Annotated in this window: 28 protein-coding genes; 17 read left to right on the top strand and 11 right to left on the bottom strand. The window is 73.1% G+C overall.

What is annotated here, in order from left to right; translation table 11 throughout:
• Positions 1-33: 33 nt before the first annotated feature.
• Together CXH06_RS14270 and CXH06_RS14275 are read right to left on the bottom strand one after the other, a co-directional pair.
• Positions 34-435 (bottom strand): Rv3235 family protein, encoded by a 402-nt coding sequence (locus CXH06_RS14270; RefSeq protein ID WP_114855873.1) that lies wholly within the window; start codon positions 433-435, stop codon positions 34-36.
• Positions 432-1,259, bottom strand: a complete 828-nt coding sequence (locus CXH06_RS14275; protein ID WP_114855874.1) for a LysM peptidoglycan-binding domain-containing protein — start codon at positions 1,257-1,259, stop codon at positions 432-434. Before CXH06_RS14275 ends, CXH06_RS14270 begins: the two co-directional genes overlap by 4 nt.
• Before the next feature lie 189 nt (positions 1,260-1,448).
• Between CXH06_RS14275 and CXH06_RS14280 the strand changes: the two genes are divergently transcribed.
• On the top strand, positions 1,449-1,994 hold the full coding sequence (locus CXH06_RS14280) for a hypothetical protein (RefSeq protein ID WP_114855875.1): 546 nt from the start codon (positions 1,449-1,451) through the stop codon (positions 1,992-1,994).
• 66 nt (positions 1,995-2,060) lie between these two features.
• Here CXH06_RS14280 and CXH06_RS14285 read toward each other — a convergent pair whose 3' ends face one another.
• Entirely contained in the window at positions 2,061-2,300 is a 240-nt protein-coding gene (locus CXH06_RS14285; protein ID WP_114855876.1) for a helix-turn-helix domain-containing protein, read from the bottom strand.
• Positions 2,301-2,546: 246 nt separating this feature from the next.
• Here CXH06_RS14285 and CXH06_RS14290 point away from each other — a divergent pair, with 246 nt between their 5' ends.
• From CXH06_RS14290 to CXH06_RS14300, 3 genes are read left to right on the top strand one after another with little or no spacing between them, the layout of a single operon-like run.
• On the top strand, positions 2,547-3,167 hold the full coding sequence (locus CXH06_RS14290) for an SAF domain-containing protein (RefSeq protein ID WP_232820373.1): 621 nt from the start codon (positions 2,547-2,549) through the stop codon (positions 3,165-3,167).
• Positions 3,164-4,393, top strand: coding sequence for a P-loop NTPase (locus tag CXH06_RS14295; RefSeq protein WP_114855878.1), 1,230 nt, complete (start codon positions 3,164-3,166; stop codon positions 4,391-4,393). Before CXH06_RS14290 ends, CXH06_RS14295 begins: the two co-directional genes overlap by 4 nt.
• Positions 4,394-4,398: 5 nt before the next feature.
• Positions 4,399-4,845, top strand: a complete 447-nt coding sequence (locus CXH06_RS14300; protein ID WP_114855879.1) for a hypothetical protein — start codon at positions 4,399-4,401, stop codon at positions 4,843-4,845.
• A gap of 48 nt (positions 4,846-4,893) precedes the next feature.
• Here the strand turns inward: CXH06_RS14300 and CXH06_RS14305 are convergent, their stop codons facing one another.
• Positions 4,894-5,403, bottom strand: a complete 510-nt coding sequence (locus CXH06_RS14305) for a DUF2505 domain-containing protein (protein WP_232820374.1) — start codon at positions 5,401-5,403, stop codon at positions 4,894-4,896.
• A gap of 118 nt (positions 5,404-5,521) precedes the next feature.
• On the opposite strand from CXH06_RS14305, the gene CXH06_RS14310 reads away from it, so the two are divergent.
• On the top strand, positions 5,522-7,015 hold the full coding sequence (locus CXH06_RS14310) for a sensor histidine kinase (protein ID WP_114855881.1): 1,494 nt from the start codon (positions 5,522-5,524) through the stop codon (positions 7,013-7,015).
• 172 nt (positions 7,016-7,187) lie between these two features.
• Here the strand turns inward: CXH06_RS14310 and CXH06_RS14315 are convergent, their stop codons facing one another.
• A complete protein-coding gene (locus tag CXH06_RS14315) occupies positions 7,188-7,436 on the bottom strand; it encodes a WhiB family transcriptional regulator (RefSeq protein ID WP_114855882.1) in 249 nt (82 codons plus the stop codon).
• Positions 7,437-7,825: 389 nt separating this feature from the next.
• Here CXH06_RS14315 and CXH06_RS14320 point away from each other — a divergent pair, with 389 nt between their 5' ends.
• Positions 7,826-8,293 carry a hypothetical protein gene (locus CXH06_RS14320; RefSeq protein WP_114855883.1) on the top strand — a complete coding sequence of 156 codons (468 nt, stop codon included), beginning with the start codon at positions 7,826-7,828 and terminating at the stop codon, positions 8,291-8,293.
• A 76-nt stretch (positions 8,294-8,369) separates the two neighbouring features.
• Here the strand turns inward: CXH06_RS14320 and CXH06_RS14325 are convergent, their stop codons facing one another.
• The 6 genes from CXH06_RS14325 to CXH06_RS14350 all read right to left on the bottom strand — a co-directional run bounded on the left by CXH06_RS14325 (position 8,370) and on the right by CXH06_RS14350 (position 15,881).
• Positions 8,370-10,880, bottom strand: coding sequence for an ABC transporter permease (locus CXH06_RS14325; protein ID WP_114855884.1), 2,511 nt, complete (start codon positions 10,878-10,880; stop codon positions 8,370-8,372).
• Positions 10,880-11,614, bottom strand: coding sequence for an ABC transporter ATP-binding protein (locus tag CXH06_RS14330; protein ID WP_114855885.1), 735 nt, complete (start codon positions 11,612-11,614; stop codon positions 10,880-10,882). Before CXH06_RS14330 ends, CXH06_RS14325 begins: the two co-directional genes overlap by 1 nt.
• Before the next feature lie 163 nt (positions 11,615-11,777).
• A complete protein-coding gene (locus CXH06_RS14335) occupies positions 11,778-12,467 on the bottom strand; it encodes a response regulator transcription factor (protein WP_114855886.1) in 690 nt (229 codons plus the stop codon).
• Positions 12,464-13,744 carry a sensor histidine kinase gene (locus CXH06_RS14340; RefSeq protein WP_114855887.1) on the bottom strand — a complete coding sequence of 427 codons (1,281 nt, stop codon included), beginning with the start codon at positions 13,742-13,744 and terminating at the stop codon, positions 12,464-12,466. Before CXH06_RS14340 ends, CXH06_RS14335 begins: the two co-directional genes overlap by 4 nt.
• A gap of 99 nt (positions 13,745-13,843) precedes the next feature.
• Positions 13,844-14,590 carry an SOS response-associated peptidase gene (locus CXH06_RS14345; RefSeq protein ID WP_114855888.1) on the bottom strand — a complete coding sequence of 249 codons (747 nt, stop codon included), beginning with the start codon at positions 14,588-14,590 and terminating at the stop codon, positions 13,844-13,846.
• A gap of 1 nt (position 14,591) precedes the next feature.
• On the bottom strand, positions 14,592-15,881 hold the full coding sequence (locus CXH06_RS14350) for a YihY/virulence factor BrkB family protein (RefSeq protein ID WP_232820375.1): 1,290 nt from the start codon (positions 15,879-15,881) through the stop codon (positions 14,592-14,594).
• A 156-nt stretch (positions 15,882-16,037) separates the two neighbouring features.
• Between CXH06_RS14350 and CXH06_RS14355 the strand changes: the two genes are divergently transcribed.
• From CXH06_RS14355 to ftsX, 11 genes are all read left to right on the top strand, one after another.
• Complete coding sequence (locus CXH06_RS14355; protein WP_114855889.1) at positions 16,038-17,267, top strand: CpaF family protein; 1,230 nt, start codon at positions 16,038-16,040, stop codon at positions 17,265-17,267.
• Positions 17,264-18,136 (top strand): type II secretion system F family protein, encoded by an 873-nt coding sequence (locus CXH06_RS14360; protein ID WP_114855890.1) that lies wholly within the window; start codon positions 17,264-17,266, stop codon positions 18,134-18,136. Before CXH06_RS14355 ends, CXH06_RS14360 begins: the two co-directional genes overlap by 4 nt.
• A complete protein-coding gene (locus tag CXH06_RS14365; protein ID WP_114855891.1) occupies positions 18,133-19,077 on the top strand; it encodes a type II secretion system F family protein in 945 nt (314 codons plus the stop codon). Before CXH06_RS14360 ends, CXH06_RS14365 begins: the two co-directional genes overlap by 4 nt.
• Positions 19,078-19,160: 83 nt before the next feature.
• The gene (locus CXH06_RS14370) at positions 19,161-19,424 is read left to right on the top strand and encodes a hypothetical protein (protein ID WP_114855892.1); all 264 of its coding nucleotides are present in this window, start codon (positions 19,161-19,163) and stop codon (positions 19,422-19,424) included.
• Positions 19,425-19,452: 28 nt separating this feature from the next.
• The gene (locus CXH06_RS14375; RefSeq protein ID WP_114855893.1) at positions 19,453-19,911 is read left to right on the top strand and encodes a TadE/TadG family type IV pilus assembly protein; all 459 of its coding nucleotides are present in this window, start codon (positions 19,453-19,455) and stop codon (positions 19,909-19,911) included.
• On the top strand, positions 19,908-20,432 hold the full coding sequence (locus CXH06_RS14380) for a hypothetical protein (RefSeq protein ID WP_232820376.1): 525 nt from the start codon (positions 19,908-19,910) through the stop codon (positions 20,430-20,432). Before CXH06_RS14375 ends, CXH06_RS14380 begins: the two co-directional genes overlap by 4 nt.
• Positions 20,429-20,908: a pilus assembly protein TadG-related protein gene (locus CXH06_RS14385; RefSeq protein WP_114855894.1), complete on the top strand. Its 480-nt coding sequence runs from the start codon at positions 20,429-20,431 to the stop codon at positions 20,906-20,908. The genes CXH06_RS14380 and CXH06_RS14385 overlap by 4 nt, the downstream gene beginning before the upstream one ends.
• The gene (locus CXH06_RS14390) at positions 20,905-22,092 is read left to right on the top strand and encodes a glycerate kinase (RefSeq protein ID WP_114855895.1); all 1,188 of its coding nucleotides are present in this window, start codon (positions 20,905-20,907) and stop codon (positions 22,090-22,092) included. Before CXH06_RS14385 ends, CXH06_RS14390 begins: the two co-directional genes overlap by 4 nt.
• Positions 22,093-22,162: 70 nt before the next feature.
• Positions 22,163-23,278, top strand: coding sequence for a peptide chain release factor 2 (gene prfB, locus CXH06_RS14395; protein ID WP_114855896.1), 1,116 nt, complete (start codon positions 22,163-22,165; stop codon positions 23,276-23,278).
• Between the two features lie 225 nt (positions 23,279-23,503).
• Entirely contained in the window at positions 23,504-24,484 is a 981-nt protein-coding gene (gene ftsE, locus CXH06_RS14400; protein WP_114855897.1) for a cell division ATP-binding protein FtsE, read from the top strand.
• Positions 24,481-25,398 (top strand): permease-like cell division protein FtsX, encoded by a 918-nt coding sequence (ftsX, locus tag CXH06_RS14405; RefSeq protein ID WP_114855898.1) that lies wholly within the window; start codon positions 24,481-24,483, stop codon positions 25,396-25,398. Before ftsE ends, ftsX begins: the two co-directional genes overlap by 4 nt.
• Positions 25,399-25,400 lie beyond the last annotated feature (2 nt).

The raw sequence follows: 25,400 nt of genomic DNA on the forward strand, positions 1-25,400 counted from the left end.
GGCCCCCGGCCGTCCGCGGCCGGGGGCCGGCGCTCAGCCGACCTCGAGGACGGTCACCCGCCATCCGGTGTGCCGCAGCTCCCAGCGCATGGCGAGGAAGCGGGCCCGTTCGGGCTCCCGCAGCACGCAGCTCGCCTCGACGGTGCGCTCGTTGACCACGCAGGTGCGCACGCCGGAGACCTGGAGCTGGCGCGACGGGGCGTAGCCGGTGCTCGCCCGCAGGCGCCGGGTCAGCGCCGCGCGGCGCGAGAGCATGCGCGCCACCTCGGGGGTGACCACTCGTGACAGCGCGTTCACCGGGCGCATGTCGCGGATGATCTCGACCGCATGGCGGGCGACGGGCGCCACCATCCGCTCGACGAGGCGGGGATCGTGGGGCGAGAGGACCTCCGCAGAGGTGCCCGAGGGTGCTGGACGCTGGTCGGTGGAGGTCATGGCGCTTCCTGTGGGGTGAGGGAGGTGGGAACTGTCAGCACCTGCCCGGGGACGAGCAGGTCGGGGTCGTCTCCGATCGCCTCACGATTGGCGTCGTGGAGCAGAGGCCAGCCGGCCGCGATCGTCGAGGGGGAGTCCGGGGCGGGCGCGAGGAGATCGTCCGTGATGCTCCAGAGAGTGTCTCCGGGCTGCACGACGACCGTGGGCGGGGACGCCGGGGCGTCGTCCGGAGCGGCGGATGTGCCGTCCGACGGCGTAGGACCGGAGGACCCGGCCGGGGCGGAGGCACCCGAGGCGGCGGAGGGGTCCCCGCTCCAGCCCAGCGGGGGCAGGGAGCCGGAGGGATCCTGCTCCGAGCCAGGAGGCTCGCTCGTCTCGAGCTCCGCCGAGTGCGCGACGGGCCCGGGTCCCGGATCCGCCGCCGGTGACGGGGCGATCTCACCGGCCACTGCCGGAGCCAGCACGAGCCCCGTGGTCGTCGTCGCGAGCGCGGCGCCGAGGCTGAGGCGTCGTGCGATCCGGGGCGCGAGGAGCCGAAGCGCCGCGAGCGCCGCCGTGCCGCCGCGTGTCGCGGGACCTGCCAGCAGCACCATGGAGGCCAGCGACCAGATCAGGGCGAGGTAAGCGCACAGCGCTGCGCCCAGGACCGCGGCCACCACCAGCACCCAGGCGATCAGGACGTCTGACCCGTGACCGGCCGCCGCGGCCGGTGTCAGGGTGCGGGCCGCCGCGGCCATGCCGAGGGCGCCGACGGCGGCGCCGAGCGCCCCCAGCGCCGCCGGCGCCGGCCGCGCCGCCGGCTGGTTCCCGCTGTGCTCGTCCATGCGTCCCCCGTCGAACGAGCATCGTCCCGCAGAACCCGCAGGCGATGCCGTTTGATGTCGTTTGGTCGTGTTCGGTCGTGAGTACAGAAGTTAGTGGTCTGTGACGCAGGACGCAATTCGGCGAGGTCGCGCTGTGGATGCGCAGGGTCGGGGGAGGGCATGTCGGGTGCGCCGCCCTACAGTGTCCCCATGCGATTCGAGCGGATCTTCGACGACCTCGAGGGGCGGTTCGCCCATCACGAGCAGGAGGAGATGCGGGCGGTCTCCGAGGACCTCACCCGGGCCGAGCGCGCTCAGCTCACCCTCGCCGATCGACTGCGGGGAGCCGGCGGACGGCCCCTGATCCTCCACGTCGGGGCCTCGCTGCGCCTCAGCGGTGCGGTCGCGGACGTCGGTGAGCACTGGGTCGCGCTGACCGACCGGGCCGACGGCCGGCGTGCTGTGGTCCCGCTCGCGGGGATCGGGTTCATCGAGGGGCTCCCCACGCGGGCCCGGCCGGCCGAGGAGACCCTGCGCTCAGCTCTCGGGCTGGGGTCGATCCTGCGGGAGATCGCCCGGGATCGCAGCGTGGTGCGGGTGGAGACGACCGCCGGGGGCATCGTGGGGCGGATCGCCGCGGTGGGCGCGGACGCCGTCGACGTCCACTCCCTGCCCACCGGGGAGGCGACCGCGATGCCGGGGTCGCAGCGGCTCACCGTCGCGATGTCCGCGCTGCTGGCCGTCCTCCCGCGCTGAGCGCCGTTCCCGGCGACGGGGCGGGTGGTGCGGCCCGCTCCGGGAGCGGGGAGCGCCCGCCAGGGGTCAGCGGTCCCGGGACGCCTTCTGGCGCTCCTGCTCGCGCTCCTCCTCGAGGATGTGCGCGGTCGCCTCGTAGCTGCGCTGGATGTACGACTCGAGCTCGGTGACCTCCACGCGCCACTGGCCGCGACCGCCGATCTTGATGGCCCGCAGCTCACCGGAGCGCACCAGTGCGTAGGCCTGCGAGGCAGAGATCGAGAGCATCTCCGCGACATCGGACAGCGGGACGAAGCGTGGCGTCATCGACGATCCTTCCAGTCGGACACACCGGGTCGACAGGGATACTCTCACACTTGCGACCAGGGGCGTCGCGAGCGGTGGACGGCGACGTCTGGCGCGAGGGAGCGGTGGTCCGGGACGGACGGTCGTCCACATTCGGACCTCCGGGGCACGGCGAGGGGCCCGGTTGTCGTAGCCTCCCCCTCAGATCCCGACGGGCGGGATCGACGTGAGGGCAGGAGGGACCCCGTGGGGGCGGATGCACCGGTGATGAGGCTGCGCAGACCGCGATGGAAGGATCCACGGCTGATCGTCGGCATCGTGCTGGTCGTGGCCAGCGTCCTGATGGGGGCGCTGCTGGTCTCGCGCCTGTCCGCGACCACCCCGATGCTGGTGGCGAAGGCCCCCATCGTTCCGGGGGACGAGATCGACGCGGCGGACCTGACGACCGTCGAGATGCGCCTGGGGGACCAGGCCGATCTGTACCTCGGCACCGCGGAGGCGATCCCCGAGGGCGCCGTCGCCACCAGGACCATCCAGTCCGGGGAGCTGCTGCCGCTGACCGCCGTCGGGCAGCCGGCCGACGTCCCGCTGCGGCCGGTGGTGATCCCGGTGGACGAGACCGTGGCGGAGTCCGTCGCCCCGGGGGCGGCCGTGGAGCTGTGGCACACGGCGCCGGCGGTCGACGACGGCGGGACCGGGACGGCCGAGCTGCTGGTCCCCGACGCCGTGGTGCGGCGCATCGACGAGGGCAGCTCGCTGGGCATGCAGTCCATGTCCGTCGAGGTGCTCGTCCCGGCCGACAGCCTGGCGGAGGTGCTCGAGGTGCTGGCGCAGGACGAGCGCCTCGACGTGATCGGCGTTCCCGGCGCGCACGGGCTCGCCCCATGATCGACATCGTCCTGTGCGCCTCGGGCAGCGACGAGGTGCGGATCGTCCATGATCTCGCGGTGGACCGCAGCCAGCGCGCCCGGGTGGTGCGGCGGTGCGCGGACCTCGCCGAGACGCTGGCGGTGACCGCCGCGGGCATCGGCGACGTCGTCGTCATCGACGTGTCCGTGCGGGGAATGGGACGTGACGCGATCGCGACGATGCTCCGCGACGCCTCGGTGGTGGGGCTGCGCTCGGAGCAGGTGCCCGCCGCGACGCGGCTCGGGCTGCGCCACGTGCTCCCCAGCAGCGCGCCCCTCGAGGAGATCCTCGAGGCGGTGCACGCCGCGGCCACAGGTGCCGAGGAGGGCGAGACCGGGCAGGAGCCGGAGGTCGAGCCCTCCACCGGCGCCGCCGCACCGGGACGGATGGTCGCGGTCTGGGGGCCGACGGGCGCGCCGGGCCGCTCCACCGTTGCCGTGAACCTGGCGGCCGAGGCCGCGCTCTCCGGTCGGTCGACGGTGCTCGTGGACGCCGACACCTACGGCCCGTCCCAGAGCCAGATCCTCGGGGTGCTCGACGAGACCCCGGGGCTGATCGCGGCATGCCGCGCGCACGACCGCGACACCCTCGATGCCGAGACCCTCGACGCGCTGCTGCCGCTGGTGCAGCCGGATCTGCGCCTGCTCAGCGGCATCGGTGTGCCGGGACGGTGGGCGGAGCTGCGTCGTGCGGCGCTGGACGGCGTGTGGTCCGCGCTGGCCGGACGTGGCGGGCTGGTCGTGGCGGACGTCGGGCCGGTCCTCGAGGAGGACGAGGAGCTCAGCTACGACACCGTCGCCCCGCAGCGCAACGCCGCCGCGCTGAGCGTGCTCGAGGCGGCGGACGCCGTGATCGCCGTCGTCGCCGCGGATCCCGTGAGCATCACGCGGCTGCTCCGGGACCAGAGCCGGCTCCAGGACCTCGGCGTCCAGGAGCTCCACGTGATCGTCAACCGCCTCGGAGCCCCGGTGCCGGGGGAGCGGGTGAGGGAGCTGATCGCCTCCCGGATCGACACCGCGACACTCCACCTCCTCCCGGACGACCCGGTCTCCTGCCGCACCGCGGCCTGGGACGGCGCGCTGCTGGCCGAGACCGCTCCGCGCTCCGCGCTGCGCCGGGCGCTCCAGGAGATCGCCGCCTCACAGGTCCTGCAGGGACAGGGGCAGGAGGCGCCGCGCGCGCCGGGGCCGGCGGTGAGAGGATGACGGCCATGAGGATCTACCTGCCGTTGACCGACCTCGACCGGCCCGTGCTGGAGCACGCCGGACGCACCCTCTCCCTGGAGGCCGGACGCCCCGCCTGGGGCGTCACGTCCTCGGCACGCACCGACCGTCCCGGTCAGGACGAGGAGGACCTCGAGTACGACGCCCTCCAGGATGCCGTCCATGTCGCCTGGAGCGCATCGGACCCTGCGGCCCGGGCCCTCGTGATCGCCGCGGACGCGCCGGAGAGCGGCTTCGTGGACTCCTCCGAGGACGGCGGCGCCTTCGGCGTGCGCGCCCGCGAGGCGGTCGAGGCGAGGATCGCGAGCTTCCACGTCACCGAGCTGGGCGCCGCGGACGCCGCGGCGGACGACACCGACCCCGCGCTGCTGTGGTTCGACCTCAGCGAGAGCGCCGCGGCGCTCGCCTACGTCGGCGGGCACGCCCCGAGCTGACCGGCGACGATCCGCGCCGCCCGTCGCCGGCCCGGACGGCCGCCTCGGTCACCGGTCGGTCGCGGACCAGGTCGCGGCCGACTTCTCCTCGGCACGCAGCACCTTCGAGACGTAGGGGACGGCGGCCTTCTCGAGCCGCGGTCCCAGCAGCGGGACCTTCGCGACCAGGTCGCCGGCGATCTCCACGCTGCTGGCTCCGTCGCCGCCGGGCACCAGACGCAGCGAGGCGGTCATCCCCGCCGGGGTCCCGGCGACGTCGAGACGCATGGTCCCCGTGCGCCCGCCCTCCGCATCGGGCGCGGACCAGGACTGCTCCTCCTTGATCGTCACCGCGGAGCCGACGAACGGACGCACGATGTCCGGCACCCGGTCCGTGGGCATCGAGAGCTCCGTGGTCACGGTGAACGACCCGGCAGGATCGCCCGTCACGGACGACTCGGCGCTCGAGGCCGCGAGCGTGCTCCGCCGGATCGCGGTGTACTCGGGATCGGCGTACATCACGGCGGCGGAGCGGGCGGACAGCGGGAGGTTCAACGTCTCGCGGAGCTTCATCCTCATCCTTCCTCGAAGTATCGACGGGCACAGCCTAGAGCAGGTGCCTGACCCGCCCAGCCGTCCTCCGCCCCCGTCCCGGGCGGCGTGCGCCCGTTCCCCACGCACCCCATATCCTGGTCCCATGCCGAGCATGTCCAAGTTCCTCGCCGATAGCCGCGGTCTCACCGACAAGGAGGCCGACTGGCTCCAGCACCTGGTCGGGGACTGGAACCTCCTGTCCGATCTCCTCCGGGCCGACCTCGTGCTCTGGATCCGGGGCGAGGAGGGCGCGATCGCCGTCGCCCACTGCCGTCCCGCGACCGGTCCCACCGTGTACTACGAGGACCCCGTCGGGAGCAGCGGCCCCCACGGTCAGGAGGGCGAGGAGATCTCGCGCCTGCTCGAGGGCGGGGAGTCGGAGCACCGCCCCCTGCCCGTCGAGCGCGAGGGACGGACGGCCTCCATCGTCCTGGTGCCGGTGCGCAAGGGCGGTCGCACGCTGGCCGCGCTCGCGGCGGAGACCCCCGACGGCGAGGGCCAGCCCTCGGACAACGAGACCCACCAGCGGGCGCTCGGCGACCGTGTGCTGCGCATGCTCGAGAGCGGCGCCTTCCCCATCGAAGGTGCTCCGATCCCCCCGCGCCGCGGTGCTCCGCGCGTCGGGGACGGGGTGGTCGAGCTCGACGAGGCCGGGGTGGTGCGGTGGATGTCGCCCAACGCCCGCTCGGCCTTCCACCGCTTCGGCATCGAGGGCGACATGGAGGGCACCACGCTCGCCGAGGTGTCCACCGAGGTGCTGCAGTCCCGCAGCCCGGTCGACGAGTCGCTCCCGCTGGTACTGATGGGGCGCGCCGCCTGGCGCTCGGACATGCAGGCCCGGGGCGGCACGCTCTCGCTGCGGGCGGTGCCGCTGACGGCGCTCGGCCAGCGCACCGGTGCCGTGATCCTGGTGCGCGACGTGACGGAGCTGCGGCGGCGCGAGCGCGAGCTGATCACCAAGGACGCGACCATCCGGGAGGTCCATCACCGGGTGAAGAACAACCTGCAGACCGTCGCGGCGCTGCTGCGCATGCAGTCGCGGCGGATGAAGACCGACGAGGCGCGGGACGCGCTGGCCGAGGCCATGCGCCGGGTCTCGACCATCGCCCTGGTCCACGAGTCCCTCCTGCAGGGGTCGCAGGAGGCGGTGCACTTCGACGAGGTGATCGACCGCTGCCTGCGACTCGCCGTCGACGCGGCGAGCGCGACCGTGCATCGGGCGGGCACCCCGCAGCTGGCGGACGCCCAGGTGGAGGTGCGCACCGAGAAGGTGGGCAAGGTGGGGACCATCCGCGCCGAGGAGGCGACCCCGCTCGCGCTGGTGGTCACCGAGCTCGCGACCAACGCCGTCGAGCACGGGCTCTCGGAGACCGGCGGCACCCTCACGATCCGCAGCGAGCGCAGGGGGTCCCACCTGGTCGTCGACATCGAGGACGACGGCATGGGGATGGGCGCCGCGAAGCCGACGGGGCTGGGCACCAATATCGCGCTCACCCTGGTGCAGGGGCAGCTGGGCGGCACGCTCGCCTGGGAGGAGCGCCCCGGCGGCGGGACCCGTGCGCGGGTCGACGTCCATCTGGATCCGCTCACGCTCTGAGCGGCGCCGGGAGGCGGCGGGGCCGAGCCCGGCGGCCCCGCCGTGCTCGGCCCCCTGCTGGTGGGGAGCGTCGGCGGGTGGGGCCGCGGGGGCACCCGCCGGGATCGCGGCACGGGGCCGGGATCCCGGGGAGTGCCCGGGGCCCGCGGTATGTCGGCGGGCCGGTGGGGTGTCAGCCGGCGCGGCGGGCGCGCGCGTTGCGGCGCTTGAGGGAGCGGCGCTCATCCTCGGAGAGGCCGCCCCAGACGCCGGAGTCCTGGCCGGTCTCGAGCGCGAACTTCAGGCACGCCGTCATGACGTCGCACCGCTGGCACACCGCCTTCGCCTCCTGGATCTGGGTGATCGCCGGTCCGGTGTTCCCGATCGGGAAGAACAGCTCGGGATCGTTCTTGAGGCACTCGGCACGGTGGCGCCAGTCCATCGTCACTCTCTCTTTCCAGGACGCCACGTCCCGCCCCGTGGGGCGTGACGCGGCGAGGTTCGCTCCCAGCGGGGCGTTCTCGGGTGTCATGCTCTCCTCGACGTGGGGCCGGCGACGGACGAGCCGCTGCAGTCCCCTCGGCGGGTCGAGCCGTCATCCATTCTCTGGGCCGCTCGCGGGCTCGACAAGGGCCTGGCTGCGCGGGCCTGGTGGCACTTCCCACACAGAACCTCCTTGCCTTCTCCTCGTGCGGATCCGGCCGTGATGCCGCGCACGAAGCCGTTGCATCGCGGATCGCGGCATGCTCATCAGCGGCACCTCAGCGCCCCGTCGATGGACCGTCGGACCGCTCGCCGACCGCGTCCACCCGCGGCCGTTACAGTGCCACCATGCCCAGCGAACCCCCCTCCACCGCACCCTCGGCCTCCGCCTCCGGAGGCTCGCGACGGACCAGCGGCGACCCGTCCGGCGAGGTCGCGGATCCCAGCCCGCGCAGTCGGCCGATCGTCGCGACGCTGCTCGGTGCCGAGGCGCTGCTCCTGGCCGCCGCCGCCACCTACTGCGCGCTCGCGGCCTCCCGGGGGATCCTCGACGCCCGTTTCGGGACCGGGATGGCGATCTTCCTGGTGCTGTTCGCCCTGGCCGCGGCCATGGCCGCACGGTCGATCCTGGTCAAGGGGCGGTTCGGCCTGGGGTACGGCGTCACCTGGCAGTTCTTCCAGGCCCTCGTCGGGGCCAGTCTGCTGCGCGGGGGGATGTACTGGCAGGGCGGGCTCGCCCTGCTCCTGGCGCTGGCGGCCTTCGTGCTGCTGACCCGCCTGGTCCGCTCCACGCCGCTGCCGCAGGGCTCCGACTGAGTCCCTTCGCCCCGGACCAGGACGGGCCCCGCTCCGGATCGCTCCGGAGCGGGGCCCGTCCTCGAGGACCGGGACCTCAGTCGGCGTCGGCCAGCGCCGCGGCCGGTGCGGTGCGGGCGGCGGACCGGCCCGGGAGCACCGAGGCGAGCAGGCCCGCCATCACCGAGAGCACCAGCACCACGGCCAGCTGCGCCCACGGGATCGTGATCGTCACGGGATAGATCCCGCCCAGCAGGGTGGTGATTCCCAGGATCCCGTAGGCCGTGCCCAGGGCGAGCCCGAGGATCGCGCCCACCAGGGCCAGCAGCACGCCCTCCCAGGCCAGCATCGCGCGCATCTGGCGCCGCGTGGTGCCCAGCGCCCTCAGGAGGGCGTTCTCGCCGCGGCGCTCGATCACCCCGAGGCTCAGCGTGTTCGCGACACCCACCAGGGCGACCACCACCGCGACCGCGAGCAGTCCGACGGTGATGCCCAGCAGGATGGTGAGCACCTGGCCGTACATCTCCCGCTCGGCACCGCCGGCCTGCACCGAGGCCTCCTCGAAGCCCTCGCCCTGGACCAGGGTGCTGACCTCGTCGATCAGCTCGTACACATCGGTCCCGGCGCGTTCGGGGGTGCCGGGATCGGCGAAGTCGCCGAGCACCACCGGAGTCGTCCCCTGCCCGAGCAGCTGCTCGAGAGTGGCGGGCGTGACCAGGGACATCTGCAGATTCGCATCGACGTGCACCTCCAGGGCGACCGCGGTGCCGTCGGCCGCATCGATCCGGAGCACCTGCCCGTCCTCGACCCCGAAGCTCTCGGCGCGCTCCTGACCCAGCAGGACCACGCCGTCGGCGAGCTCCTCGGCCATCTCCGGCCGGTGCGAGACCTCGCGGACGGTCTCGGGGGTGGCGGAGTACAGGGTCATGGGCTCCTCGGCGCCCACCTCGATGTCGCCGCGCTGCCCGGCGATCGCCCGGTCGATCCCGTCGATCGCCGCGATCTGCTCGGCGGCGTCCCCGGGCATCTGCGGAGCGGAAACGACCAGGTCGATCGGGCGGCGCGAGTCGAGCTCCGAGGTGAGGGTCGACTCCGCGGTGCGGGCGCCGACGGCCATCATCGTCATCAGCGTGGTCCCGATCAGCAGGGCCGCGATGGTCGCGGCGCTGCGGCGCGGGTTGCGGGAGACGTTCGCGCTCGCCACCCGGGCGGGCATCCGGCCGATCCGTCCGATCAGCCGCCCCCCGAGCGTCGACAGGGGACGGGTGAGGAGGACCAGCGTGGCCAGCACGCCCAGGAAGCTGAGCACGCCGCCGAGCAGGGCCAGCGCGGTCCCCAGCGCGGTCGATCCGCTCAGCGCGAGGGCGGAGCCGCCGGCGAGCGCCGCGACGCCGAGGACCAGGCCGATCAGCCCCAGCACGCCGCGGACGCCGAGTCCGCGACGCTGCTGCGGCGGCGCCGGGCGCAGAGCCTGCAGCGGGGCGACGCGGGTGGCGGCCCGCATCGGGGCCAGGCTGGCGCCCAGGGTGATCGCCACGCCGGCGAGCACCGGCAGCAGCACGGACAGCACGGAGACGGGGACGACCATCACGCCCTGCAGCCAGCCCAGGGCGGCGGCCGCCGCGAGGGCGGCCTGGACCAGCACGTGCCCGGCGGCCATGCCGACCACCGCGCCGAGCACGCCCACGAGGGCGGACTCGCGCAGCACCACCCCGCGCACCTGGGAGCGGGTCGCGCCCAGGGTGCGCAGCAGGGCCAGGCTGCGGGTGCGCTGGGCGATGGTCACCGCGAAGGTGTTCGCGATGACCACCGCGCTGGTGAACAGGGCGATGACCACGAACACCGCGAGCAGCATCCCGAGGGCCGCGGTGCCGTTCATGGCCTTCGCCGCCTGCTCGTCGATGGCCTCCTGGGCGGTCAGGACTGTCTGGTCGTCGTCGGAGGCGGCCTCGGCGACCGCGCCGGCATCGGTGCCCTCGGGGACGGTGGCCAGCCACTGATCGGTCAGGGTGCCGGCCGTCGGACCGAGCAGGGCCTCGACGTTCGCCTCGTCGACCAGCACGCGGGGGGTGCCGCCGAAGACGGCGCCCTCCGGCGCCGGGGCGATGCCGACCACCTCGAGCGCGGTCTCCGAGCTGCTGGGAGCCATCCGACCCGGCAGGGCGACGGTGTCGCCGAGGCCGACGCCGAGCGCCTCGGCGGCGCTCTCGTCCAGGACGATCTCACTCGAGGAGGCGGCCGGGGCGCCCTCCAGGAGCTGCTCGGCACCGGCATCGCCCGGAGGAAGCATCGTGACCTGGAAGAATCCGCTCTCCTGGCCGGCGGTGAGCTCGGTGAAGCTCTGGACCATGGGCCAGACCTGCTCGGCACCCTCGATCTCGGGCGCGGCGAGAGGCTCCTCCGAGGTCCAGTCCGCGTCGCTCAGCGGCACCTCGATCGCGAGGTCGGCCCCGTCATAGGTCTGCGCGGCCTGCGACTGCAGCGAGGCCAGCATGAGGTTCCCGGCGAGCACCATGATCGCGACGAAGGCGCAGGACAGGGCGATGGTCACGACGGCGGCGAGATGCCGCCGCATCGGGGTGAGCTGCACAGCGGAGCGGCGCGACATCAGCGGTCCCCCCGCAGGTCCTCGTCGCGGGCGATGCGGCCGTCGGCCAGGGTGAGGATGCGGTCGGCGCGCTCGGCGGCGTCGCGCTCGTGCGTGACCATGACGACCGTCTGTCCGAACTCGTCGACCGAGAGCCGCAGGAAGTCCAGCACCTCGTCGGTGGAGTGCGAGTCCAGGTTGCCGGTGGGCTCGTCGGCGAAGACGACGGCCGGGGAGGTGATCAGGGCGCGGGCGATCGCGACGCGCTGGATCTGGCCGCCCGAGAGCTGTGAGGGCAGGTGGGAGAGGCGGTCGCTGATCCCGAAGGCGGAGGTGAGGGTCTGCATCCAGGCGCGGTCCGCGCGCTTGCCCGCGAGCTCGAGCGGCAGCAGGATGTTCTGCTCGGCGCTCAGCATCGGCAGCAGGTTGAAGGACTGGAAGATGAAGCCGATCCGCTCCCGGCGCAGTCGCGTCAGGGCGTCGTCGCCGAGGCCCGTGATCTCCGTGCCGTCCAGGCGGATCGAGCCCTGGTCGACGACGTCGAGACCGGCCAGGACGTGCAGCAGGGTGGACTTGCCGGATCCGGAGGGGCCCATGATCGCGGTGAACTGCCCGCGGGCGATGTCGACGTCCACGGCGTCGAGCGCGGTGACGGTACCCGCGCCGGTCCCGTAGGTGCGCGTCACCCCGCGGGCGACGAGGGCGGGAGCGGCATCGGCGGGGGACGGGGGAGCGGCCTGGGGCTGGGCGGTCATCGTGGTCCTTCTCGAGGAGTCTGTGCGGTCGTCCACGATGCTTCCGCACCCCGCGATCCCGTGCCATCCGCCCGGGGTCTCGTCCCAGCTCAGAGCGTGCGACCGTGGGCGCAGGGCCGGTCATACCCCGGGATGACAGGACCCGCCCGCCGACGGTCCGGCCTCACTCGGAGCCCGGGGCCACCAGTCCCGTCTCGAAGGCGATGATCACGGCCTGGACCCGGTCACGGGCCCCGAGCTTGGTGAGCACGCGTCCCACGTGGGTCTTCACGGTGGCCTCGGCGACGAACAGCTCCGCCCCGATCTCGCGGTTGGAGAAGCCCCGCCCCATCAGGGTGAGGACCTCGAGCTCGCGCTCGGTGAGCGCCTCGAGCACCGAGGTGTCCTTCTCCTGGGGCTCGGGCGCGGCGACCACGCGCTCCAGCAGGCGCTTGGTGGCCGAGGGGGCGATCACCGCGTCCCCGCGGTGCACGGTGCGGATCGCGCCCAGCAGCTCCTCGGGCTGGGCGTCCTTGAGCAGGAAGCCGCTGGCCCCGGCGCGGATCGCGGCGACCACGTACTCGTCGAGGTCGAAGGTGGTCAGCACGATGATCCGCGGTGCCCGGTCCGGGGGAGTGGCCTCGAGGACCGCGGCAGTCGCCTCGATCCCGTCCATGCGCGGCATGCGCACGTCCATGAGGATCACGTCGACGGAGCGGGCGCGCAGCTCCTCGAGCGCCGCGAGGCCGTCGGCCGCCTGGGCGACGACCTCCATGTCGTCCTGGGAGTCGATCACCATCGCGAAGCCGGCGCGCACGAGCGGCTGGTCGTCGACCAGAGCGACGCGCAGGGGAGGGGCGGGCGAGGCGGTCATCGGGTCTCTCCTCGGAGATCGGGGGCGGGGGCGGGCTGGGCGGCAGGGCCGCCGTCGAGCGGGACCACCGCCCGGACCCGGTAGCCGCGTCCGGGCAGAGGGCCCGCCTGGAGCGACCCGCCCAGCACGGACATCCTCTCCTGCATCCCGGTCAGGCCGTGCCCCTGCCCGTCGGAGGCGGGATCCACGCCCTGGCCGTCGTCGAGGATCTCGACGCTCAGCTGCGCAGGGGTGCGCGTGATCCGCACCGCGGCGCCGGCGCCGGGCCCGGCGTGCTTGAGGACGTTGGTCAACGACTCCTGGACCAGGCGGAACAGCGACATGCCCGTGGCCGGAGGGAGGTCCTCGAGCGAGCCGTCGACCTCGAGGGTGACCTCGAGACCCGCGCTCTGCACGCGCTCGACGAGCTCGGGCAGCATCGCCGTTCCGGGCTGGGGGCCGTAGCTGGTCTCGTCCTCCTGACGCAGCACCCCCAGCAGGGAGCGCATGTCCGCGAGGGCCGCGCGGCCCGTCTCTCCGATGGTCCCGAGCACCTCGGAGGCCTTCTCCGGCTTCTTCTCGGCGATGAAGCGGCCGCCGTCAGCCTGCGCGATGATCACCGAGAGGGAATGGGCGACCACGTCGTGCATCTCCCGGGCGATGCGGGCGCGCTCGTCGGCGACGGCGAGGGCCGTGCGCTGCTCGCGCTCGCGCAGGGCCTGCTCGGCCCGGTCCCGGGTCAGGGACAGCTGGCGCACGCGTGCCCGTTGGAGGTTCGCGAGCGCCCAGAGCGCGATGATGCTGATGCTGCCCACGACGCTCAGGCCCGCGAAGGTGGCGATGGCCTCGTAGGGGCCGCCGTACTCGCCGCGCAGCGCGTTCAGCGACCACCACGAGGCCTGGGCGAACACGCCGAGGAAGCCCGCGCCCACGCCGACGGCGTGCACGACCGGGGTGCCATAGGCGACCGCGCAGTAGAGCGCGTAGAAGGTCATCACGTCGCCGCCGACCACGGGGAGGCCCAGCAGCAGGTGCAGCACGGCGAGGACGCCGATGACGATCACGCCCAGCAGGGGGCGCACGCGGCACAGCGCCCCGGCGGCGAACATCGGCACCGTGAACAGCACCCACCAGTCCATGCTGCCGGTGACCACCGAGAAGGCGAGGCTGATCAGCGAGAGCGCGCCGAAGACGATGAGATCGACGGTGCCGGGATTCTCGATGACCCAGCGGAAGGGGTCGCTCAGCCGCACGCGCCGTCCCGGCGCGCCGGTGCTGTGCTCGGGCCCGTTCGTCATGGCCTCGAGGGTACGGGGAGCTCGGCGCGCCGCGCGTCAGACCGGGGGCGGATCCCGCGCCACGGCGCCGCGCCCGCGGGCGGGCGCGGCGCCGATCCCTCAGAGCAGTCGCTGCGGAGGCTCGAGCAGCTCCGGGCCGTCGTTGCCGACCTTCCCGACCGCCGGGGAGACCTCCCGCACCGCGAGGGTCGCGTCGTCCAGCAGATGCCCGTCCTCCAGGATCCAGTCCTGCGCGGCGTGCCGGTCGTCCATCCCGGGGTCCAGCCAGGCATCGACCTCGTCGCGGGGGAGCATGACGGGGGTGCGGTCGTGGATCCGCGCGAGATCGCCCGTGGCGGCGCGGGTGATGATCGTGGCCGAGAGCAGGAAGCGGCCGTCCTCGCTCGCCGCGGGTCCCTCGTGGTCACCGGACCCCTTCCACCACGAGACCAGGGCCGCCATGAACAGCGGTGAGCCGTCGGCCGGGGCGATGAACATCGGCTGCTTGCGCTTCCCCGCCTCGTCGCGCACCCATTCGTAGTAGCCGTCCATGGGGACCACGGCGCGGTAGCGGGCGAGGCTCCCGCGGAAGCTGGCCTTCTCGCCGAGGGTCTCGCGGCGGGCGTTGAAGGTGCGCGAGGAGAAGGCGGCGTCCTTGGCGAAGGGCGGCAGCAGCCCCCAGCGCGCCACCCGCAGCGCGCGCAGCACCTCCCCGGAGTCGCGATCGAGGGACTCGGTGACCACGTGGATCGGAGCCGTGGGCGGGATGTTCCAGCGTCGGCGCAGTGCCGGATCGGCGAGGTCGACGGCGTCGAGGTCGTCGATCAGCGGCTCGATCTCCTGGAAGAAGGCGAAGCGTCCGCACATCTCAGGACCTCCGGGACCGGCGGCGGAACCGGCCCGTCGCCGTCTCGGCGCGCTCGGGGCTGCCGGGGCTCTCGGCGCTGCCGGTGCTCTGCTCGGCCTCGGCCTCGGCCTCGCCGTCGTCGGGGACGACGGGCACCCCGTGGCGCGGGGTGAGCCGGGCGCCCTCGGCGGTGTAGGCGCTCCCGTCATGGTGCAGGTTGCGCAGCCGGATGTCGCGGCCCCGGTCGACGAGCGCCTGATGCTTCGCCTCGGCCTTCTCGACCCCGGAGGAGTCCCGCAGCGGCAGGGCCAGGGACTCCTCGGCGGGCTTGCCGGACTCGAGCTCGCGGGCCCGCTCGAACTCCGCATCGACCTCGGCGCCCAGGACGATCACGAGGTTGACCACCCACAGCGCGAAGAGCACCGCCATGAGACCGCCGATGGCGCCGTAGCTGGAGTAGCCGGCGATCGTGCTCATGTACACCGAGAGGCCGACGGCGGCCAGCGCGATGCCGAGGATGGCGAAGACGCCGCCGGGGGAGATGAAGCGGTAGGGCCGCTCGAGGTTCGGCGCGCCCCAGTACAGCAGCGAGATCAGGGCGAAGGCGAACACGAGGATCACCGGCCACTTCAGCCACGCCCACAGCGGCAGGAAGCTCTCGGTGAGGAAGGTCAGCGTGTCCTGCGTGCCGAGCGTGGCGGCGATCGGGCCCAGCAGCCCCTCCACGATCGACTGGTTCAGCAGGATCGAGATCAGCACCACCAGGATCCCGACGATGAGGGCCACGGTCAGCGCGAGCATGGTGCCGGTCATCCGCAGCGCCCCGCGCCCCTCGGGCACCTCGTAGATCGTGTTGGCCGCGCGCCCGAAGGCCTTGATGTAGGCGGAGGCCGACCACAGGGCTGTTGCGATACCGATGATCAGGGCGATGGTGCCGCCGGTGGTGGAGCCCATCACCGCATCGAGGGTCGAGTCCACGGCGCTGCCCATGTTCGTCCCGCTGCCCTCCGCGCCGGAGGAGACCGCCTCCTCGATGAGTGCGGCGATCTCGTCCTTGATGCCCTGCAGCAGCAGGGTCACCAGGGAGAACAGGGCCAGCAGGGTGGGCGCGATCGACAGCACCATGTAGTAGGTGAGCTTCGCGGCCTGGTCCATGCCGCCGTCGCGGAGGAACTCCGCGAGGGTGCGCTTGAGCATGTACTTCGTCGTCGCGGCGGAAAGGCGCGGCCGGGACGGGGAGGTCGCGGAGGAGGAGTCGGCCATGGGGAGCTCCTGGGTCGGGACGAACTCGAGGACGGGTGCCCCGCTCATCCTGTCATGGGAGGGGGCCGGGAGAGTTGTCCACAATCTCTGAACGTCGCGGACGGTCGTCTCGGAATCCGCTTACAGTGACCTCCGTGATGCGAGCTGCATCACCGACAGGACGACGAGGTGACCGGTCGGTCAGGGGCCGGGAAGAGGGGACGGATGGACGCCGCCACCATCATCGAGAGCGAATCGCGGGAGCTGATCCGGCGGCGGGGGCTCGACGTGCACGCCGACCAGCTCGAGCCGCTGATCCGCGAGGTGGTGGCCGACTACGACCGACGCTCCGCCTCCGGGGAGGTGCCCGCCCTGCGCGAGGACGACGACGCGATGGTCGCCGAGGTCGGCGCGCGGATCGGCGGCTTCGGCCCGCTCCAGGAGATGCTCGACGATCCGAGCATCGAGGAGATCTGGCTGAACTCGCCCTCACAGGTCTTCTGCGCCCGCAACGGACGCAGCGAGCTGACCACCATCGTGCTCACCGATGACGAGGTCCGCGGGATCGTCGAGCGGATGCTGGTCAGCAGCGGGCGTCGCCTCGACATGAGCACGCCCTTCGTCGACGCCCTGCTCCCGGAGGGGTCGCGGCTGCACGTGGTGATCCCCAGCGTGACCCGTGCGCACTGGGCCGTGAACATCCGCAAGTTCGTCGCCACCGCCCATGACCTCCGCGGGCTGGTCGCGCTGGGATCGCTCACGCAGCAGGCGGCGGACTTCCTCGATGCCGCGGTCGACGCCGGCCTCAACGTGGTCTGCAGCGGGGCGACCGGCGCGGGGAAGACCACCTTCCTGCGCTGCCTCGCGCAGTCGGTCGGGCCCCGCGAGCGGGTGGTCACCATCGAGGAGGTCTTCGAGCTCAACCTCGCCCTGCGCGACGTGGTCGCCATGCAGACCAGACAGGCGAACCTCGAGGGCACCGGCGAGATCACGATGCGCCGCCTGGTGAAGGAGGCGCTGCGGATGCGCCCCAGCCGGGTGATCGTCGGGGAGGTCCGCGAGGCGGAGAGCCTCGACATGCTCATCGCGCTCAACAGCGGCCTGCCCGGCATGGCCTCGATCCATGCCAACTCCGCGCGCGACGCCGTGACGAAGCTGTGCACCCTGCCGCTGCTGGCCGGGGAGAACGTGAGCAGCCGCTTCGTGGTCCCCACGGTCGCCGGTGCGATCGACCTCGTGGTCCATCTGGACATGCTGGCCGACGGTCGGCGCCGGGTGCGGGAGATCGCGGGTCTGAGCGGTCGCGTGGAGGACGAGGTCATCGAGATCTCGGAGATCTTCGCCCTGCAGGGCGACCGGCTGGTGCGCGGCGACGGACACCCGCCGCATCCCGAGCGCTTCGCGCGGGCGGGGCACGACCTGGTGGGCCTGCTCGGTCAGGCCGTGGCGGCATGAGCGACGGCGCGTTCCTGGGGCTCGTCGCGGGCCTCGGCCTGCTCTCGATCTGGTGGTCGATGTGGGAGCAGGACGGCACCGCTCCGCGGCGCGGCCCGATCGGGCGGATCCGGGAGCAGCTGCGGGACGACCTCATCACCGTGGGCCTGGGCACCGTGCCCCCGGCCGCCGTCCCGGCCCTCAGCGCCGGGATGGGGCTGGTGATCGCCGCGGCGCTGTGGGCCGCCTCGAGCGCCGTGGTCCCTTCGCTGACCATCGGAGCCGTCGCCTCGGTGCTGCCGGTCCTCGTGCTCCGCTCCGCGGCGCGACGGCGCGCCACCGCCCTGCGCGAGGTCTGGCCGGAGGCGGTGGACCACGTCAACTCCGCGATCCGCGCGGGGCTGTCCCTGCCCGAGGCCCTCGTGCAGCTCAGCCGCAAGGGGCCGGAGGAGCTCCGCCCGGCCTTCACGGAGTTCGCCCTCGACTACCAGGCCAGCGGCGACTTCGCCCGATGCCTGGACCGCCTGAAGGTGCGGCTGGCCGATCCGGTCGGCGACCGCATCGTGGAGGCGCTGCGGATCACCCGCGACGTGGGCGGCACCGATCTGGGCGGGCTGCTGCGCACACTGGCCGCCTTCCTCCGCGAGGACGCCCGGACCCGGTCGGAGCTGGAGGCGCGCCAGTCGTGGACCGTCAACGCGGCGCGCCTGGCCCTGGCTGCGCCCTGGATCGTGCTGGCATTGATGGCCACCAGGCCGGAGGCGGCGCAGGCCTACGATTCCGCGACCGGCCTGCTGCTGATCGTCGTCGGCGCGGCCGTCTCTCTGATCGCCTACCGCGTGATGCTTCTGATCGCACGGCTGCCGCAGGACGAGCGGGTGCTGCGATGACCGGGTCCTCGGCGGTGCTGGCGGGAGCGGTGATCGGCCTCCTGCTGGGAACCGGTCTCGCCCTGCTCGCGGGCCGACTGCCCTGGCTCCGCGCACGGGACCTGGCCGGACGGGTGGACCCGTACCTGCGGCGCTCGCCGAGCGACTCCCTCTTCGCCGCTCCCCGGTCCACCAGCCGTGCCCGGATCGTGCTCGAGAACCTCATGGGCCCGGTCGCGCACCGGATCCTCGGGCTGCTCGAGCGGCTCACCGGCGGGCAGGACCAGCTCGAGCGACGTCTCCGCCTGGCCGGCCGGCGCACCTCCACCGACTCCTTCCGCATCGAACAGGTCATCCTCGGGGCGGCCGGCACGGTCGTCGGCATCGCCGTCGCCCTGGCCGTGATCGGGACCCGAGGGGCCAGCCCGCTCCTCGGCCTGCTGATCGTGGTGCTCGGCGCCCTGCTCGGGGTGCTGCTGCGCGACTACCTGCTGGGAGTGGAGATCACCCGTCGGGCCGCGCGCATGGCGCGGGAGTTCCCCACCGTGGCCGATCTGCTCGCCCTCGCCGTCGCCGCCGGCGAGAGCCCGATCGCCGCGATGGAGCGCGTGGCCCGCACATCCCACGGCGCGCTGCCCGAGGAGTTCGCCGCGACGGTCGCGGACATCCGGTCGGGCACCAGCATCTCCCAGGCGCTGATCTCCCTGGGGGCCCGCACGCCGCTGGATTCCCTGGGGCGCTTCTCCGAGGGGGTCGCGATCGCCATCGAGCGCGGCACCCCGCTGGCCGACGTGCTCCGCGCCCAGGCGCAGGACGCGCGCGAGACCTCCAAACGCGAGCTCATGGAGATCGCCGGACAGCGGGAGATCCTCATGCTCGTCCCCGTCGTGTTCTTCGTCCTGCCACTGGTCATCGTGTTCGCGATCTTCCCCGGCCTCGCCGTCCTGGAGATCTCCCTCTGACCGCCGTACCTCATTCCCGTTCCACCGACACCGTGCCCACCATCCCCGGGAACGACCCGGGATCATCTGCCGAGGAGGCCGACATGACCGTCCACCGACACCGACTCCACCGCCGTCCGCTCCGCTCCCGTCCCGGGGCTCCTCCCCGGACCGCCCGGGAGGCGCGGCGCACGCTCACCGCGCGCCTCCTCGAGCGCATGGGTTCCGATCAGGGGGACGTGCCGGGATGGGTGCTCATCACCTTGATGACGGCAGGAATCGTCGTCGCACTGTGGGCCGTCGCCTCGGAGCAGATCGTGCAGATCTTCCAGAACGCGATGGCGCCCTTCCTCGGCGGCAGCCTCTGAGCCGCCCGCCGTCCCGAACTGGCGCACCATGAGCACGCCCGAGCGCTCCCACTTCGGCGCCGCAGTCCGCGGCGACGGGGCGCAGCGTGCCCGATCATGGCGGAGTTGGGCGCGGCGCCTGCGCTCGGAGCGCGGCTCCGCCGTCGCCGAGTTCCCGATGGTCGCGGTGCTGATCGTCATGATCGGACTGATGGTGGTGCAGGCGGCGCTCATCGTCCATACCCGCAACACCCTGGTCGACGCCGCGGTGCAGGGTGCCCATCACGCCGCGCTGGTCGGCTCGTCCCCGCAGGACGGCGCCTCGCGCGCCGAGCAGCTCATCGGCGAGCGCTTCGGGGACGGCCTGGCGGCGGACGCCACCGCCGTCGAGGACGAGGACGGCACGATCCGCGTCCGCGTCACCGCGACCCTCCCCCTGGTGGGCCTGCTGGGGCCCTCCGGGGTGATGAGCGTCGAGGGCCGGGCTCTCGACGAGGAGTCGTGGTGAAGCGCGTGCACCGCCGGGAGGCGGTGCCTCTCCGCCTCGCGCCGCGCCATCTGCGCGGCGCCCCGTGGTCCGCCGCTGAGACGGCGCGCGGACCGGGTTCCCTGGCTGCGGAGGACGGCAATGCCCTCGTGGAGTTCGTGGTGCTGTCCGCGGCGCTGCTCATCCCGTCCCTGTATCTCGTGCTCACCCTGGGGAACGTGCAGGCAGCGGTCTTCGCCGCCGACACCATCTCGCGGGACGTGGCGAGGATCCACGCGACCGAGCCGGACCCGGGGCGCGCCGCCGAACGCGCCGCGCGGCACTCGGCCATGGTGCTCGAGGACCACGGGCTCCCCGCCCAGGACGTGGCGCAGGTCAGCTGCAGCGACGATCCCTGCGCCACCTCCGGCGGGACGGTCACCGCGCAGGTGGAGGTCGCCGTGCCCGTGCCGGGCCTCGGCCCGATCCTCGGAGGGGCCGGGCCGGTGGCCGTCGGCGCCTCCCACGCGGTCCCCGTCGACCTCTACCGGGAGGATCTATGACTCCCGCGACGCGGACCGGCGGGCCGGCCGGGGCGACGCTGCGTGCGCGCCTCGCCGAGGCCCGCGGCTCGATGACGATCCTGACCACGGGGGTGCTCGTGGTGATCCTCATGGTGGTCGGCGTGGGGACCGCGATCACGGGCGTCCACCTCGAACGCACCGCTCTCCAGCACGCCGCGGACAGCGCCGCGCTGGCCGCCTCGCAGGCCGTGGACCCGGCTCGGGTGTACACGGAGGGCGGCGCGGCGATCCACGCAGACTCCGCGCGTGAGGCCGCCGAGGAGCACCTGCGTCGCTACCCCCTGGACTCCACCAGCACGGAGGATCTCGGGCTCGGCGAGGTGCGGGTGGACCCCGACGGCACCGTCCACGTGGTCCTCACCGCCACCACCCACCCGCCCCTGGCAGGGTGGTTCACCCGGGGGACGGGGCTGTCCGTCCCCCTGACCGTCCATGGAGAGGCTCGTTCCCGATGACGCCGACGACCCCGTCACCCGCTGCGGACCCGCAGCCCCCGCCCCGCACCGTGCTGCTCGCCCCCGACAAGTTCAAGGGCACGCTCCGTGCCGCCGAGGTGGTCGAGGCGCTGCGGCAGGGGATCGCCGAGACCTCCCCGCGCACGCGCGTGCTCGCCTGCCCGATCGCCGATGGCGGCGACGGCACCGTCGACGCGGCGATCGCCGCCGGCTCCCGGGAGATGGTCACGCTGATCACCGGGCCGACGGGGCAGCCGCGCAGCGCCCGCTGGGCCCTCGGCGAGGGCACCGCCGTGCTCGAGCTCGCCGAGGCCGTGGGGCTCCACGCCCTGCCCGGCGGGGCCCTCCACCCGCGCACCGCCTCCACCCGCGGGCTAGGTGAGCTGATCGCCGCCGCGGCCGGGGGCGGCGCCCGCACCGTCGTGGTGGGCCTCGGCGGCAGCTCCTCGACCGATGCCGGCACGGGCCTGCTGCAGGGCCTCGGTGCCCGTCTGCTGGACGGCAGGGGAGGGGAGATCGGCCCCGGGCTGGAGGGCCTGGAGGAGCTGGCCTCCGTGGACCTGGCCCCCGCGCTCGCCGCGCTCGAGGGCGTCACCCTCGTCGCCGCGAACGACGTCACGAACCCGCTGCTCGGCACCGAGGGCGCCGCCGCCGTCTACGGCCCGCAGAAGGGCATCGCCCCCGAGGACGTCCCCGCGGCCGATGCGGTCCTCGCCCGCGCCGCCGAGCTCCTGGATCCCTCCGGGCGCCACCGCGACCGGCCCGGGGCCGGGGCGGCGGGCGGCACCGGCTTCGCCCTGTCCCTGCTGGGCGCCGCCGAGCGCTCGGGCGCCGATGCGGTCTTCGAGATCGTCGGCGTCGACGCCCTGCTCGAGCAGGCGGACCTGGTCGTCACCGGGGAGGGGAAGCTCGATGCGCAGACCCTCCACGGCAAGGGCCCGGCGGAGGTCGCCCGCCGCGCCCAGCAGCGCGGCCTGAGCGTCGCGGCCGTCGCCGGCGCGGTCACCCTCAGCGAGGCGCAGCTCGCCGCGGCGGGGATCGCCCGGGCGTGGGATCTCACCTCCCGGGCCGGCTCCTCACAGAGAGCGCTCGCCGAGGGGCGGGAACTGCTGGTCGAGGTGGGACGCGAGCTGGGGCGGTGGGCCGACGCCGAGGGCGAGGACCCGCCCACACGGCCGCGGTGAGCGGCTCCGACCCCGCCGCCGCCGTGACCGCCCCGGCATGCACAGCGGCACTGCCGTAGACTCTTCCCTCGTGGCTTCCATCGACTTCTCCGAAGAGATCCCCCGGCTCCGCTCGACCCTGAACTCCATCGAGCAGGTGACGGACATCGACGCGCTCGACGCGAAGATCGCGGACCTCGAGAAGCAGGCCTCCGCGCAGGACCTCTGGGACGACGTCGACAATGCGCAGAAGGTCTCCTCGGCCCTGTCCCATGCGCAGTCCGAGCGGCGCCGCATCAGCGAGCTCAGCCAGCGCATCGAGGACATCGAGGTGATGGTCGAGCTCGCCGCCGAGGAGAACGACGCCGACACCCTCACCGAGGCGGAGAACGAGCTGGTCTCCATCCACCGCACCCTCGACGAGCTCGAGGTGCGCACCCTGCTGGCCGGTGAGTACGACGAGCGCGACGCCGTGGTGACCATCCGCGCCGGAGCCGGCGGCGTGGACGCCGCGGACTTCTCCGAGATGCTGCTGCGGATGTACCTGCGCTGGGCCGAGCGCCACGGCTACGCCACCAAGGTCATGGACACCTCCTACGCGGAGGAGGCGGGGCTGAAGTCCGTCACCTTCGAGGTCTCCGCCCCCTTCGCCTACGGCACCCTGTCCGTCGAGGGCGGCACCCACCGCCTGGTGCGGATCAGCCCCTTCGACAACCAGGGCCGCCGCCAGACGTCCTTCGCGGCGGTCGAGGTGATCCCGCTCATCGAGTCCACCGACCACGTCGAGATCCCCGAGAACGAGCTGAAGATCGACGTCTTCCGCTCCTCCGGCCCGGGCGGCCAGTCCGTGAACACCACGGACTCCGCCGTGCGCATGACCCACCTGCCCACCGGCACCGTCGTGTCCATGCAGGACGAGAAGTCGCAGATCCAGAACCGTGCCGCGGCGCTGCGCGTCATGCAGTCGCGCCTGCTGCTGCTGAAGAAGGCCGAGGAGGCCGCCGAGCGCAAGGAGCTCGCCGGCGACGTCAAGGCCAGCTGGGGCGACCAGATGCGCTCCTACGTCCTGAACCCGTACCAGATGGTCAAGGACCTGCGCACCGACCACCAGGAGGGCAACCCCTCCACCGTCTTCGACGGCGAGATCGACGGCTTCATCGACGCCGGCATCCGCTGGCGCGCCGAGCAGGGCAAGCTCACCGACTGACCACGTCCGGCGCCGCGACCGGCGCCGCCCCTGATCGGTCGTCGCTCCGGTCGCCCGTCCGGCCGTCCCGCGACGGTCGCCCGGGCGTGCCCAGCACGATCCGCACCGACCCTTGACCAGGTTTTGACCCAGATGGTGACCTGCGCGGCGGCGGAGAGCGACCCCTCACCCCTACCCTGGAACGGCACGCGTTCCCCCACAGGCGACAGGCACCGACAGGCACCAGTGATCCGTTTCGACAACGTCACCAAGACGTACATGCGCGGCCAGCACCCCGCCGTGGAGAATCTCGACATCGAATTCTCCCGCGGGGAGTTCGTGTTCCTGGTGGGAGCCTCCGGCTCGGGGAAGTCCACCATGATGCGGATGGTCCTCAAGGAGGTCACGCCCACGCGGGGCACCGTCTACGTGGCGGGCAAGGACCTCTCCCGCATCCCCTCGTGGAAGGTTCCCTCGCTGCGCCGCGACATCGGCATGGTGTTCCAGGACTTCCGCCTGCTGCCCTCGAAGACCGCCTACCAGAACATCGAGTTCGCCCTCGCGGTCATCGGCACCCCGGGCAAGGTGGTCCGTCGGCTGGTCCCCGAGATGCTCGAGATGGTGGGCCTGGAGGACAAGGGCAAGCGGCTCCCGCACGAGCTCTCCGGCGGTGAGCAACAGCGTGTCGCGATCGCCCGCGCCTACGTCAACCGCCCCTCGATCCTGCTGGCCGACGAGCCCACCGGCAACCTCGACCCCTCGACCGCCTCGGGGATCCTGGACCTGCTGGCCGAGATCAACGAGCGCGGCACCACCGTCGTCATGGCCACCCACGACCGGGCGGCCGTGGACCGGATGCGCCGGCGCGTTGTCGAGATGGTCGCCGGCCACGTGGTCCGCGACGAGGAGGCCGGCAACTATGAGACCCCGACCCCGGTGAGCGTCATCTCCGGCCATCTGCCCGACGACTCCCGCCACCGTGAGGACGGCCCCTTCGAGGACGGCGCCCCGGCGTCCGGTTCCGCGACGGAGGACCGCTTCGAGACCGCGGCCACCGACCTGCACGACGCCGAGGGCGACCCTGCGGCCGGCTCCTCCGCGACCCCGCGTCCGGGCGAGGTGCCCGTCGACGACGTGCTCGAGGAGGACCTCATCGACGAGCGGGAGGCGCTGCGCGAGCAGGACGAGGATCCCTTCGCCGAGGACCCCGAGGAGGAGCGGCGATGAGGGCGCGGTACATCCTCGGTGAGATCTTCACCGGGCTGTGGCGGAACATCGCCATGGTCATCTCGGTCATCATCGTCACGGCGGTCTCGCTGACCTTCGTCGGCACCGGTCTGGTGATGCAGAAGCAGATCATGGACATGAAGGCGACCCTGGTCGAGCAGTCCCAGGTGACGATCTTCCTGTGCTCCCCGCACTCCACCGCCGCGTCCTGCGCAGGCGGGGCGGCGACCGACGCGCAGATCGAGTCCGTGCGCGAGGCCCTCGAGGGGGACGTGCTCTCCCCGTACATCGCCGACTACTCCGAGCGCTCCCAGGAGGAGGCGCTGGGGATCTACCAGGAGCAGTTCGCCGGGGAGGGGTTCGTCTCGAACTTCACCGCCGAGGACATGCCCGTCTCCTTCCACATCACGCTCGAGAACGCGGACGACTCCGCCGCGGTGGTCGAGTTCTTCCAGGGCCGTGACGGCGTGGACGAGGTGACGGACCTGCTCAGTGCCTTCGCGCCCTTCATCGACATCCTCAACCAGTCGACCCTGTTCGCGCTCGGACTCGCGGTGCTGATGCTGGTCGCCGCCCTGCTGCTGGTGGCCACGACGATCCGCATGTCCGTCGCCAACCGTCGGCGCGAGATCGCGATCATGCGCCTGGTGGGCGCCTCGAACCTGTTCATCCGCCTGCCCTTCCTGCTCGAGGGGGCGGTCGCCGCGATCATCGGCGGCCTCATCGCCTCGGGCATGCTCTGGGTGGGGCTGCACTACATCGTCCAGGGCTGGTTGGCACCGACCCTCGGCCAGCAGCTCATCACGGTCGGCACCCATGACCTGATCTGGGCCGCGCCGATTCTCATCGCCCTGGGAGCCGTCCTCTCGATCGCCTCCTCGGTGGTCTCCCTCAACCGCTACCTGAAGGTCTGAGC

Source organism: Brachybacterium sp. YJGR34 (assembly GCF_003347015.1).
GTDB lineage: Bacteria > Actinomycetota > Actinomycetes > Actinomycetales > Dermabacteraceae > Brachybacterium.